A 12,900-nucleotide genomic window follows, 5' to 3' on the forward strand; every position below is an offset into this window, starting at 1 on the left:
CCACATGTCCCAAAATGCACCTGTCCCCAATTGGGTCACAAAAGCCCTTGGGGCGGTCGCGCACACCGAGAGTGCGATCCTGCGCGTCGGTGCGTTTTTTGTCCGCGGGGTTTGGTAGACTCATCTCAGCAAGAACGATGTGTGAGAGAGTTGGTCGCATGGGCACTTGGAATCTTACTGGCACGACGCCTTTGGCGGATACATCGACGCAGGCAACGACGCAGCACGGTGCTGGGCACGATGAAGACGCATTGTCCGTGTCCCAAGCCGTTGAGCTCGCGGCGAACGCGCTCGACGCGCTGCCCCTGCTCACGGTGATAGGCGAGGTCACGGGTTTTCGCGGCCCCAACGCGCGGAGCGGTCACTGCTACTTCCAGATTAAGGACGACGCGGCGGCCGTCGACTGCATCGTGTGGCGCGGTTCCTACGCCAAGCGCAGCTTCGATCTGCGCGACGGCATGCAGGTGCAGTTCACGGGCAATTTCAACCTGTATAAGCCGACCGGACGCATGAGCTTCGTCGCCAAGACCTTCACGCTTGCGGGTGAGGGGCTCCTGCGCCAGCAGGTGGCGGCGCTGGCCGAAAAACTCCGCCGCGAGGGTCTCATGGATGAGGCGCGCAAACGGCCCATCCCGGCGTTCTGCACGCGCGTCGCGGTGGTGACGTCGCTTTCCGGCGCGGTCATCGACGACGTCAAGCGCACGCTGCGTCGCCGCAATCCGCTCGTGGAGCTCATTTGCGTGGGAGCGAAGGTACAGGGCGAGGGTGCTCCGGCTGAGCTCGTGGAAGGGCTCGCGCGCGCTGCGGCGATCGATCCCGCACCCGATTGCATCATGCTCGTGCGCGGCGGCGGCTCCTTCGAAGACCTCATGACGTTCAACGACGAGACGCTTGCCCGTGCGGTTGCCGCCTGCCCCGTGCCTGTCGTGACGGGAATCGGTCACGAGCCGGATACTTCGATCTGCGATATGGTGAGCGACCGGCGTTGCTCCACGCCCACGGCGGCGGCGGAATCCGTGGCGCCCGCCATCGACGACCTTGTCGATTTGCTTCATGCGCGTGAGCGCAGGCTCGCCACCGCTACGTCATCGATCGTACGCGGGGCTGCGGGCGAACTGTCGGCGCTCGGCGAGCGGCTTTCGAGCGTCGTGAGCGCCCGTCTTTCCCAAGAGCAGTATGCGCTCGCCGCGCTCGGTGCGCACGGTTGTCTCAGGAGCCCCGGGTATATCGTCGAGCGCCGGCGGGCGGAGGCGGCGCAGACGGTAGACCGCCTGGCGCTTGCGATCGAGCATGCGCTGGAGCGTTTCGCCCGCCCGCTCGAGGCGCTGCCGCCCCGCTTTGCTGCGGCGAGCGCACAGCTTTCGATATATCGGCATGCGCTCGAGCTTTCCACGTCACGGCTGCATGCGGCGGGGGAGGGCGTCACAGTTCCGCGCCGTTCCGCGCTGGGCGCGCAGGCGGCGGCGCTCGATGCGCTCTCGCCGCTCAAGGTGCTCGCACGCGGGTACGCCATCGCCTATGGCGACGAGGGCGTGCAGGTGAGCGCGGGTGCATTCGCGGCGGGAGACACGATGCGCGTGCGCTTCTCCGACGGTGAGGTCGCGGCAACGGTGGATTCGGTGTCTGCTCGCGAGGCGTGAGCACGCGGCAGGCAGGAGATAAAGAAAGGTGAAGACCATGGCTGAGCAGAAGAACATCGACGAGATGAGCTACAAAGAAGCTTCGCAGGAGCTCGAGCGCATCATCCGTTCGCTTGAATCCGGCGAGCTCGAGCTCGAAGAATCGCTCGAGAGCTACACGCGCGGCGTCGAGCTCCTGAAGAGCCTGCGCGGGCGCCTTGCTACCGTGGAGCAGAAGGTGAGCGTTCTCATGAAGGATGTCGACGGCGGGGATGTGCTCGTGGAGGGTACACCAGCCGACACGACCGATACCCTCAAGCTGTAAGGAGGCACCCATGTCCGATTGCATCTTCTGCAAGATCGCCGCGCACGAGATCCCTTCGACGGTTGTCTATGAAGACGAGCTCGTCATCGCATTCGACGACCTCTCGCCGCAGGCACCGGTCCACACGCTCGTGATTCCGAAAGAGCATTACCAGGACATCACGGATGGTGTTCCGGCCGAGACGCTCGCCGCGATGGTGCATGCCATCGGCGAGGTCGCGAAGGCGAAGGGCCTCGGCGCGGGCTTCCGTGTCATCTCGAACAAGGGCGCAGACGCGGGGCAGACGGTCATGCATTTCCACATACACGTGCTCGGCGGAGAGCCGCTCGGCGAGAACCTCATCTAACGTTACGGCGCGCCGTGTTCTATCTCTGGCTTGCTTGCTATGTTCCCTAGCGAGACGGCGCGCATGCGAGTATCATTAATCATTGTGTGTACCGCGACGCACGCGTTGCCGGCTGGATGCCGGGACGGGTGCTCGCCAACCAAGGGGGTTACATGAACGTACTGGTCATCAACGCCGGCAGCTCGAGCCTTAAGTACCAGCTGCTCAACACCGAGACGCGCGAGGTCTTCGCGAAGGGCAACGCCGAGCGCATCGGTATCGAGGGCTCGTTCATCGGGCACGAGGAGTACGGCAAGAAGGACAAGCTCGAGGTCGAGCTGCCCGATCACCGCACCGCCATCAAGCACATCTTCGACATTCTCGAGACGGTAGCCGAGAAGCCCGAGGGCATCGGCCACCGCGTGGTGCAGGGTGGCTGGTACTTCCCCGAATCCGCCGTCGTGACCGACGAGACGCTCGGTTGGGTGCGCGAGGTAGCTCCGCTGGCGCCGCTTCACAACTATGCCGAGGCAGACGTCATCGAGATCTGCCGCGAGATGTTCCCCGAGCTCGGCAACGTTATCGTCCCGGATACCGCTTTCCACTACAACATGCCTGAGCAGGCGTGGCGCTATGCCATCCCGCGCGACATCGTGGACAAGTACCACGTGCGCAAGTACGGCGCGCATGGCACGAGCCACCGCTACATCTGGCGCACGGTGAACGAGTTCATGGGCGGCAAGACCCACAAGCTCGTGAGCTGCCACCTCGGTTCCGGCGCGAGCCTTTGCGCCATCGAGGACGGCCAGTGCAAGGACACCACCATGGGCCTCACGCCGCTTGACGGCCTCATCATGGGCACGCGCTGCGGTACCGTGGACCCGGCGACGGTGTTCTACCTCAACCGCGAGGCCGACATGAGTATCGACGAGATCGATACCATGATGAACAAGCAGTCCGGCCTGCTTGCCGTCTCCGGCGTCTCGAGCGATTCTCGCGATATCGAGGAAGGCATGAACAACGGCGACGCCAACTGCAAGATGGCGATGGAGATGTTCTACTATCGCACCTCGCAGCTGTTCGCCGAGATGGCGGCGTCCATGGAGGGCGTCGACACCATGGCCTACACCGCCGGCATCGGTGAGAACTCCGTGACCATGCGCGCCGGCGTGGCGAAGCGCCTCGAGTGGATGGGCGTGAAGATCGATCCCGAGCTCAACAAGGTGCGTTCGGACGACCCGCGCATCATCTCCACGCCGGACTCCGCGATCACCGTGCTCGTGGTTCCCACGAACGAGGAGCTTATGATTGCCCTCGATGTCGAGGAGCTGCTGGGCTAAATCCCTGCCCTGGATAATAGCGACCGCTGAAGCCTCTCCGTGCATTTCGCTCGGGGGAGGCTTCTTCGTTGCGTAGCCGCGCCGTGCCGATGGCGGGCAGACCCCGTCCCCGAAGCGGAACAGAGATTATCTGAGAAAATCATGCCGTTTGCAGGTGAGGGTTTACCTTGTTGTGCTCTCGTGCGACACTCCGTGGCGAGGCGCGTTGCTCGCGCGCCGGCGGTTCGCGTGCTGTGCGACACGACATGGGGGAGTCGACATGCCTGCTCTAACGATTGGTGAGGCTGCCGGGGTCGAAAAGCCCAATCTCGAGGACGAACAGCTGGTACCGGGTGAGAAGCTGCTCACGCCCGATGAGGCGCGGGCGAGCGAGCGCCTGGCCGAGAAGCGCGGCTCCGAACCCGGCTTGCTCCGCTTCTTCCTCATGCTGAACGCCGGTCTTGTGCTCACTGCCATATCGATTGTCGTCTTCAAGACGCCGAACCACTTTGCGTTCGGTGGTACCTCGGGCGTCTCGGTGATCCTCTCGTCGCTCGTTCCCGACCTACCCGTCTCGGCGTTCATGTGGATCCTGAACATCGTCCTCGTGGTGCTGGGCTTCATCTTCCTTCCCAAGAAAGCGGTGGGTTGGAGCATCTACGCATCGATCGCGCTCTCCGCATTCGTCTCGCTCATCGAGCTCGTGTATCCCAGCAACGTTTCCCCCACCGGGGATATGTGGCTCGACCTGTGCTTTGCTGTCATCCTGCCCGCGCTCGGTAGCGCAATCGTCTTCGATATCGGCGCATCGACGGGCGGTACGGATATCCTTGCCATGATTCTGAAGCGCCATACGAGCCTTCAGATCGGCAAAGCGCTCATGATGGTCGATATCGGTATCGTACTCATCGCAGCCGTGCTCTTCGGGCCGCGCACCGGCCTGTACTGCGTGCTGGGCTTGTTCGCGAAGACGCTCGTGGTCGATGGCGCGATCGAGAGCCTGCACCTGCGAAAGGTCTGCACCGTCATCTCGCAGCAACCTGCGGAGGTCGAGAAGTACATCGTGCGCAACCTGAAGCGTTCCGCGACCATCAGCTATGGATACGGTGCCTATTCCGGTAAGCGCGTCACGGTGCTCATGAGCGTGCTTTCGACGCGCGAGGCCATGAGGCTGCGCCTGTTCGTGCGCAAGATCGACCCCGGCGCGTTCATCACGATCGTCAACAGCTCGGAGATCATCGGCAAGGGTTTCCGCGACATGAACTAGCTCCGCGGTTCGTCCCTAGCAGCGTATGCATGGTGTTCAATAACCTCTGGGGTTATTTACCACCGGGCTCCGGTAAAGCGTCACCGGGTCTTTACATACAAGAGACGGGGATGCCATACGACACCCCCGTCCCGATGGAAAGCCTCTATACGATTCTGGTTACTCGGCGAGCTGGGCCTGGACGCAGGTGATGGCCACAACGCCCACGATGTCGTCGGCGGAGCAGCCGCGCGAAAGGTCGTTCACCGGCTTGGCGATACCCTGCAGGATGGGGCCGTACGCCTCGGCCTGGCCGAAGCGCTGCACGAGCTTGTAACCGATGTTGCCCGTCTCGAGGTTGGGGAACACGAGCACGTTGGCGTGGCCAGCGACCGTGCTCTCGGGCGCCTTGAGCGCGGCTACGCTCGGCACGATGGCGGCATCGAGCTGCAGATCGCCGTCGATGGCGAGCTCGGGCGCCTTCTCCTTGGCGAAAGCCGTGGCCTCCTGCACCTTCTTGGCAGTGTCGCCGCCGGCCGAGCCCATCGTGGAGTAGGAGAGCATGGCAACCTTGGGTTCGATATCGCCCATGAAGGTCTTGAAGGAGTTGGCCGAGGCGATGGCGATCTCGGAGAGCTCGTCGGAGGTGGGGGCGATGTTAAGGCCGCAGTCCGCGAAGACGAGCGTGCCGTCGGCACCGAATTCGGGGGTCTTCGTGCACATGACCATGAAGGCCGAGACGAGCTTCGTGCCAGGTGCCGTCTTCAGGATCTGGAGCGCCGGGCGCAGCGTGTTGGCCGTGGAGTGGCAGGCGCCGGAGACGAGGCCGTCGGCGTCGCCCATCTTGACCATCATGGTGCCGTAGTAGGTGGCGTCCATCATCTGGGCGCGCGCCTGCTCGATGGTGACGCCCTTCTTGGCGCGCAGCTCGGCGAACTTCTGGGCATAGGCCTCGTGCTTGGGAGCGGTCGGGGAGGTCGGGTCGATGACGTGTGCGCCGGGGACGTCGATCTCGGCCGGGTTGCCCAGGATCACGACGTTCGCGATGCCCTCCTCGATGATCTTCTTCGCAGCCTCGATGGTGCGCGGATCTTCGCCCTCGGGCAGGACGATCGTCTTCACGTCCGCCTTCGCGGCAGCCTTCATGCGGTTCAGGAAGTCACTCATGGTTCTCCTCTAGATTGAAGCCCAGCCGCATCGCGCCTGCTCCCGCGCACGCGGGCACCTCGAGGCGTAGCTTGTTGAGCTTTCCTTGTGTGGCAACCCTATTATAGGCCGCTGCGCGCTATAATCGCTTAGATAATTGAACCGTAAGTGTTCATTCGTACGGTAAAGCGCCTGCAAGGAGCAGCTATGCATCTCATGAGTGGTCTTCCCGCATCGTTCAACCCCGACGATTACGATATGATCGTCGTCGGCGCGGGGTATGCCGGTTCGGTGTGCGCCCGCCGCGTGGCGGAAGGCGCGGGGTTCCGTGTGGCGGTGCTCGAGCGCCGAGACCACATCGCGGGCAACGCGTACGATTTCGAGAACGAGGACGGCATCCTCATCCACAAGTACGGCCCGCATATCTACCACACGTATAGTGAGCGCGTGAACGAGTTCCTCTCGCGCTTCACCAAGTGGACGGACTACCAGCACAAGGTGCTCGCCAACATCCACGGCACGCTTATGCCGGTGCCCTTCAACCACACGAGCCTGAAGCTCGCGTTTGGCGAGGAACGCGGCGAGGAGCTCTACCAGAAGCTCGTCGACGTCTTCGGTGCCGACAAGAAGGTGCCGATTATGGAGCTTCGCGAGAAGAACGACCCCGACCTGCAAGAGGTCGCGGACTACGTGTACGAGAACGTGTTTTTGCACTATACGATGAAGCAGTGGGGTCAGACGCCCGACGAGATCGACCCCTCCGTGACTGGCCGCGTGCCCGTGTTCATCGGCGACGACGACCGCTACTTCCCGCAGGCGCCCTACCAGGGCATGCCCGAGGACGGCTACACCGCGCTTTTCGAGCACATGCTCGACCACGACCTCATCGACGTGTACGTGGACGTGGACGCACGCGATATCTTCGAGATCGGCGAGACGAACGTCTCCGTGTGCGGTAAGTGCTATGGCGGCGAGATCGTCTACACGGGTCCCTTGGACGAGCTCTTTGGTCTCGACCTCGGTGCGCTGCCGTACCGCACGCTCGACATGGTGTTCGAGACGCTCGACCAAGATCAGTTCCAGCCCGTGGGCACGGTGAACTACACCACGAGCGAGGACTTCACGCGCATCACTGAGTTCAAGAACATGACCGGCCAGGTCGTGCCCGGCAAGACCACCATCATGAAGGAGTACAGCCACGCCTTCGAGCCGGGGAGCGACCAGACGCCGTACTACGCGATCATCGATCCCGAGAACCAGGCGCTGTACGAGCGCTATCTCGAGCGCGTGCAGAACCTCACGAATTTCCATCCCGTAGGCCGCCTTGCCGAGTACCGCTACTACGACATGGACGCCGTGACCGAATCCGCCCTTGATTTGTCTGACGAGATCATTTCCTGCCATGCATAAGATCATCACCTTCGCCATTCCGTGCTACAACTCTGCCGCCGATATGGACCACGGCATCACGTCGATCCTCGAGGGGAGCGACTTTGCCGAGGACGTTGAGATCATCATCGTCGACGACGGCAGCCAGGACGAGACGCCCGCCAAAGCGGACGAATGGGTGGCGCGCTACCCGAACATCATCCGCGCCGTGCATCAGGAGAACGGTGGGCACGGTATCGCGGTGCTCTCGGGCCTGCGCGAGGCGACCGGCACGTACTACAAGGTCGTCGACTCCGACGACTGGCTCGATGCGTCTGCGCTCGCGACGATGCTCTCCATTTTGCGCGGCTTCGAGGAGCGCGGAATGGAGATCGACCTCTTCATCTCGAACTACGTGTACGAGAAGGTGCACGAGGACAAGCGCACCACGATCAGCTACCGCGGAGCGCTGCCGCGCAAGAAGGTCTTCACCTGGGATAAGATTGGCTATTTCCGCCCCGATCAGAACCTGCTCATGCACAGCCTCACGTACCGTACGGAAGTCGTGCGGGCGGCGAACCTGCCGCTTCCGGCGCACACGTTCTACGTCGACAACATCTACGCGTACGTACCCCTGCCGCTGGGCAAGAAGATGGACTACGCCGACATCGACCTCTACCGGTACTTCATCGGCCGCGAGGGGCAGAGCGTGAACGAGGCCACGATGGTGCGCCGTCTCGACCAGCAGTTCCGCATCACGCGCATCATGATGAATGCCTATCACTTGTACCGCGACGTGCCCGAGAGCCGTCTCGCGTCGTACATGATGGGTTATTTCACCATGATGATGGCCGTGTGCTCCGTGTTCTCGAAGCTTTCCGATGACCCCGAGATGAAGCAGGAATGCAAGAAGCTCTGGGCCGAGCTCAAGGAGTACGACGAGCGCATGTATCGCCACGCGCGCTGCGGCATCCTGGGTATCGGGACGAATCTGCCCACGAAGGCGGGCGAAAAGACGTCCGTCGCGCTCTATCGTGCCGCGAGCAAGATCTTCAAATTCAATTAGGAGGACGTTGAGCCTTGCTTCCTGACGGGCTTGGGCGCTTCATCCTTCGCTAGTCCTCGGCGCCTGCGGAATCGCTCAGGATGAAGCGACCGAGCCCTGCGCGCGGTTCACGTGGGTGCGGAGAGCGCGTTTCGCCCCGTTATCTCCTGCGGAGATAACGGGGCAGGTTGATTGAGGTTGTAGCGTTGACGGATTCCCGAGCGGTGGGATGGCGGTGCCGCCGGATGAAGGGAATGCCGCCGTCCGGGCTCTTTCTTTTTTCGAAATGGTTTTGCTGCGGTGGTATCAGGGCGGCACAAGGTGACGTTTCTTTGCCGCTGGGGTATTCGGAACCGTTGCCTGCTACGTAAACCATGCGAACTACTATTGTTTTTAATCGGCGCGAGGGCGCGGCTACTACGGTTGAGCTCTTGGGGGTCGCCGGGCGTTCTCCTGAACGTTTCCGCAGCCGCGTGTGTTTCGCTCCGCAGGAGCGAAACGCACATGCGGCGAGGACTAGCGAAGGAGAACGCCCGGCGACCCCCGCCGAAGCGCGTGCAGCCCGGATCCTTCAGCACCCAAGCGTCGTTAGATCGTGATGATGCCCATCGCTACGAGCACGATCGCCACCACGCCGAGCCCCACGAGCACCACCGCGAGCGGCTTCTCGAAGCCCTCGAGGATATGGTTGCAGCGCTGCTCGCGCCGTGCCGCGATGTAGCAAACGAGGCCGGGGATGTAGGCGATGCAGCAGAGCAGGAGCAGGTCGACGCCGGCGAGCACCACGGCGACCACGAGGAACACGGTCGCGAAAAGCGAGAGCGCGAGCGCGGAGCCTGCTTGTTCGACTTCTCTTTCGCGTGCGAGCTTCACCATATAGGCGGAAGCGAGCGACCAGCTGATCACGATCGACGCGGTGCAGAGCGAATACGCGAACTGATAGGCCGCCTCGGAGAAGAGCATCACGATTGAGAGCAACTGGATCATGGCACCGGTGACGACGAGGCAGAGCGTGGGCGCGCCATGGGCGTTGAGCTTGGCGAAGCCGCTCGGCAGGAGCTCCATGTCCGCCATGGTGCGCATGGCCTCGGAAGCGAGGATGGTGTAGGAGAGCCACGCGCCCAGGATCGAGATGACGAGGCCGCCGGCGATGAACGCGCCGCCCCATGAGCCCACGGCCTCCTGGAAGATATAGACCATGGAGGGTGATCCCATAGTGAGGAGCTCGTCGCGCGTGAGATAGCCGTAAGGTAGCACGGAGGCGGCAACGTAGATGAACACGAGTGCGGAGGTACCGAGGATCGTGGCACGCGAGACGTCGGCTTTCCGGCGCGCGCGGTGACCGAGTACCGCGGCACCCTCCATCCCGACGAACACCCACATCATGACCATGAAGCAGTTGATAATCTGCGTGGTGAGGCTTCCCGGCGCCGCATCGTTTCCCAGGTTGTTGGCGAGTGTGCCCCAGAAATCGGCGGTGAACACATCGAAGCTGAACATGAAGAGCATCGTCACGATGAAGACGAAGATGGGGATGAGCTTGCAGCACATCACGATCGCGTTCACCACGGACGCTTCTTCGACGCCATGGTTCACCAGAAGGATGATCGCCCAGTTCATGACCGAGATGAAGACGACGGCAGGCACGGTGAGGCCGGCGGGAAGAAGTAGCCGATCGCGGTCACGAGCATCACACCGAAGGCTACGTTACCGATCCAGATAGAGAGCCAGTAGCCCCAGCCCGAGACGAAGCCCACGAACGGGCCGAATCCTTCATTCGCATAGGCCACGATGCCGTCGAGGTCTGGGCGCGCGAGTGAGAGCTTGCCGAATGTCGTGGCGAGCCCGATGAAGCCGATGCCCGTGATGATCCAAGCGATGATCGCGGCGCCGGGGGCAGCGGCGGCGGAGATATCGGTCGAAAGGGCGAAGACGCCTGAGCCGATTGACGAGGAGATGACGAGTGCGATGAGCCCGATGAGGCCGATGCCACGCTTTGACGCTGGTTCGGAAGAGGCGCTTCCCGCACTTGACGATCCGGTAGGTTCTGCCATAGTTGCTCCAATCATGCGAAGAGACGGACGTGGCTGGCAAGATCGGCGAGGTGCTGCCGTGCAGGCAACGCTTGCCAGGACGCTCCGTCATGCTATGCAAGATAGTAGCTTAGTTATGCAAATTCTTGAATGCCGGGGCACCGTGAATTCCGTCGGCGGACAGGCATCCGGCGCAAATGGCTTCTTCAAGCACGCGCGTGGCCGCGACACCGAGCATGTCGAGCGGGAATGCTCGGTCGCCCAGTGCGCCGGAAGCGAGCACGTAGATCGTGTCGCCGTCGTTGGTGGTGTGCGTGGGGCGAATGGTGTGCGCATAGGCATCGGCAGCCATCTGCGCAAGCTTGGTCGCTTGGGCTTTGGTAAGCCGCGCGTTCGTGATGATGCATGAAATGGTAGTGTTCGTGCGGTCGAGCGGCATAGCGAGGTGCTCCACCGCGGCGAGCATGGCATCTTCCATGCTCACGATTTCGAGGGAGTCTGCTGCGGCGCGCATGCCGGCGATGGCGGCACCCGTCGTCGGGTCGACCACGTTGCCGCAGGCGTTCACCACGGAGATGGCACCGATCTTGAGCTCGCCCGCCGCGCGCGCCCGTGCTCCGAGGCCGCCCTTCATGAGCGTCGTCGGTCCGTTGAGCTTGCCCACGGTGGCACCCGTACCCGCACCGACCGTACCCTCTGCAACGGGCGCAGGCTCCGTGTCGAGCGCAGCGCGGGTAGCCTCGATGCCCTCTGCCACGCCCGGCCGCACGGTGGCGCTTCCGAAGGCAAGGTCGAAGATGCAGCTTGAGCAGACGATCGGCACGCGCGCAACGCCCACGTCGAGTCCGATGCCGCGCGCCTCGAGCTCGCGCGCCACGCCCGATGCCGCTTCGAGTCCGAAGGCCGAGCCACCGGAAAGGCAGACGGCGTTGACCACTTCGACGGTGTTTTCCGGGCGGAGGAGGTCGGTCTCGCGCGATGCCGGCGCGCCGCCGCGTACATCGACGCCTCCCGTAGCGCCCTCGGGAGCCACAATGACCGTGCAGCCCGTGGCCGCATCGAGGTTCGTGGAATGCCCGATGCGGAACCCTTCGATGGTGTGGATGGGGATGGGCTGCCAGCGTGTGCTCATGGGTTTCCTCTCGTCATGTAAAATTACCCCAGGGGTTTTTACATCCTGCTTTGTCGATGTAAAAATACCCCTGGGGTAATTTTACATGACGCGATTGCATGCGCCGCAGTCAACGTGGTATCTAGAGCGCCTTCAGCTTTCGTACGACCTCGGCGATGGGGAGGCCGACGACGTTGTAGAAGTCGCCGTCAATGCCTTTCACGAGCATGCGGCCGCCTGTTCCCTGGATGCCGTAAGCCCCGGCCTTATCCATCGGTTCGCCCGAGGCGACGTAGGCGTCGATCTCCTCATCGGTGAGCTCGTAGAACGTGACGTCCGTTTTGGCGACGAACGAAACGGGTGGCTCATCGTCGCTCAGGCGTCGGGGCTCGCGCTCATCGCATGGTGCGATGCACACGCCCGTCGCGACGGTGTGCGTTCGTCCGGACAGGCGCCTCAGCATGGCGCAGGCGTCGGCTGCGTCGTTCGGCTTGCCGAGTACCTCGCCGTCGATGGTTACGATGGTATCTGCCGCGAGCACGACCTCGGAGGGCTCTGCGTGAGTTGCAAGGACGGTCGCCGCCTTTACGCAGGCGAGACGCTCCACGAGGGAGAAGGGATTCTCGTGTGGGAGCGGCTTCTCATTGACATCCGCCGGGATCACGCGGAATTCGAAACCCGCTTCGCGCAGGATCTCGATGCGGCGGGGCGACTGCGAGGCGAGGATCATAGCTGGATACTTTCACGAACCTTTTGGACGGCGCGCTCGCCGGCGATGTCACCGAGTACCGCGAGCGCGAACGGCAGCGCTTGACCCATGCCGGAAGCGGTGATGATATTGCCATCCACGATGACGGTCTTGCCGCCGGCATAGGTGCCCGCGGGGAACGTCGACTCGAAGCCCGGGAAGCATGTTGCCTTTCGTCCCACGAGCAGGCCGAGCTCGCCTAAGATGGAAGGCGCTGCGCAGATGGCCGCGACGTGCTTCGTGGTGGCGAATTCGCGTACGAGCGCGCAGACCCGTTCGTCGCGGCGCAGGTTCGTGGTGCCGGGGAGGCCGCCGGGCAGCACGATGTAGTCGTACTCGTCGAAATCGACCTCGTCAAGCGTGCAATCGCACGTCACGCCGATCTGCTGCGAGCTCACGGTGTCGCGCGTCGGCATAATCGATACGAGCGACACGCGCACGCCTCCGCGGCGCAGGATGTCGACCATGGTCAGGCATTCAATCGTTTCGAACCCGTCCGCGACGAGCACGGCGACAGCGCTCATACTGCATCCTTTCAGTTGCTGGAACCTCTGGAGCCTTATACCCATTCAGCCGCCCCGCCCGTCCGGCATTGAGGATAGACGCACCCGCCAA

The 12,900-nt window shown here is 62.9% G+C and carries 13 protein-coding genes; 7 read left to right on the forward strand and 6 right to left on the reverse strand.

What is annotated here, in order from left to right; translation table 11 throughout:
• Positions 1–158: 158 nt before the first annotated feature.
• The 5 genes from xseA (at position 159) to QZ079_RS04290 (ending at position 4,855) form a co-directional block, all read left to right on the forward strand.
• Positions 159–1,640: an exodeoxyribonuclease VII large subunit gene (gene xseA / locus QZ079_RS04270; RefSeq protein ID WP_297035509.1), complete on the forward strand. Its 1,482-nt coding sequence runs from the start codon at positions 159–161 to the stop codon at positions 1,638–1,640.
• Positions 1,641–1,677: 37 nt separating this feature from the next.
• Positions 1,678–1,944 (forward strand): exodeoxyribonuclease VII small subunit, encoded by a 267-nt coding sequence (gene xseB, locus QZ079_RS04275; protein WP_297035512.1) that lies wholly within the window; start codon positions 1,678–1,680, stop codon positions 1,942–1,944.
• Positions 1,945–1,954: 10 nt separating this feature from the next.
• Positions 1,955–2,290, forward strand: a complete 336-nt coding sequence (locus QZ079_RS04280) for a histidine triad nucleotide-binding protein (RefSeq protein ID WP_291289351.1) — start codon at positions 1,955–1,957, stop codon at positions 2,288–2,290.
• Between the two features lie 152 nt (positions 2,291–2,442).
• Positions 2,443–3,609, forward strand: a complete 1,167-nt coding sequence (locus tag QZ079_RS04285; protein ID WP_291290620.1) for an acetate/propionate family kinase — start codon at positions 2,443–2,445, stop codon at positions 3,607–3,609.
• Positions 3,610–3,868: 259 nt separating this feature from the next.
• Positions 3,869–4,855 (forward strand): YitT family protein, encoded by a 987-nt coding sequence (locus QZ079_RS04290; RefSeq protein WP_291290621.1) that lies wholly within the window; start codon positions 3,869–3,871, stop codon positions 4,853–4,855.
• 159 nt (positions 4,856–5,014) lie between these two features.
• Here QZ079_RS04290 and pta read toward each other — a convergent pair whose 3' ends face one another.
• Complete coding sequence (pta, locus tag QZ079_RS04295) at positions 5,015–6,001, reverse strand: phosphate acetyltransferase (protein ID WP_297035518.1); 987 nt, start codon at positions 5,999–6,001, stop codon at positions 5,015–5,017.
• Positions 6,002–6,187: 186 nt separating this feature from the next.
• Here pta and glf point away from each other — a divergent pair, with 186 nt between their 5' ends.
• Together glf and QZ079_RS04305 are read left to right on the forward strand one after the other, a co-directional pair.
• Positions 6,188–7,390 carry a UDP-galactopyranose mutase gene (gene glf, locus QZ079_RS04300; protein WP_297035521.1) on the forward strand — a complete coding sequence of 401 codons (1,203 nt, stop codon included), beginning with the start codon at positions 6,188–6,190 and terminating at the stop codon, positions 7,388–7,390.
• Positions 7,383–8,414, forward strand: a complete 1,032-nt coding sequence (locus tag QZ079_RS04305; RefSeq protein WP_297035524.1) for a glycosyltransferase family A protein — start codon at positions 7,383–7,385, stop codon at positions 8,412–8,414. Before glf ends, QZ079_RS04305 begins: the two co-directional genes overlap by 8 nt.
• 567 nt (positions 8,415–8,981) lie before the next feature.
• On the opposite strand, the gene QZ079_RS04310 is transcribed toward QZ079_RS04305, so the two are convergent.
• The 5 genes from QZ079_RS04310 to QZ079_RS04330 all read right to left on the reverse strand — a co-directional run bounded on the left by QZ079_RS04310 (position 8,982) and on the right by QZ079_RS04330 (position 12,809).
• Complete coding sequence (locus tag QZ079_RS04310) at positions 8,982–10,040, reverse strand: amino acid permease (RefSeq protein WP_297035527.1); 1,059 nt, start codon at positions 10,038–10,040, stop codon at positions 8,982–8,984.
• The gene (locus QZ079_RS04315) at positions 10,010–10,447 is read right to left on the reverse strand and encodes an amino acid permease (protein WP_297035530.1); all 438 of its coding nucleotides are present in this window, start codon (positions 10,445–10,447) and stop codon (positions 10,010–10,012) included. Before QZ079_RS04315 ends, QZ079_RS04310 begins: the two co-directional genes overlap by 31 nt.
• 109 nt (positions 10,448–10,556) lie before the next feature.
• Complete coding sequence (locus tag QZ079_RS04320; RefSeq protein WP_297035532.1) at positions 10,557–11,558, reverse strand: P1 family peptidase; 1,002 nt, start codon at positions 11,556–11,558, stop codon at positions 10,557–10,559.
• A 121-nt stretch (positions 11,559–11,679) separates the two neighbouring features.
• Positions 11,680–12,267, reverse strand: a complete 588-nt coding sequence (locus QZ079_RS04325) for a nucleoside triphosphate pyrophosphatase (RefSeq protein ID WP_297035535.1) — start codon at positions 12,265–12,267, stop codon at positions 11,680–11,682.
• Complete coding sequence (locus QZ079_RS04330; protein WP_297035539.1) at positions 12,264–12,809, reverse strand: DJ-1 family glyoxalase III; 546 nt, start codon at positions 12,807–12,809, stop codon at positions 12,264–12,266. Before QZ079_RS04330 ends, QZ079_RS04325 begins: the two co-directional genes overlap by 4 nt.
• Between the last annotated feature and the right edge of the window lie 91 nt (positions 12,810–12,900).

The sequence above is a fragment of the uncultured Enorma sp. genome (assembly GCA_905210055.1).
GTDB lineage: Bacteria > Actinomycetota > Coriobacteriia > Coriobacteriales > Coriobacteriaceae > Enorma.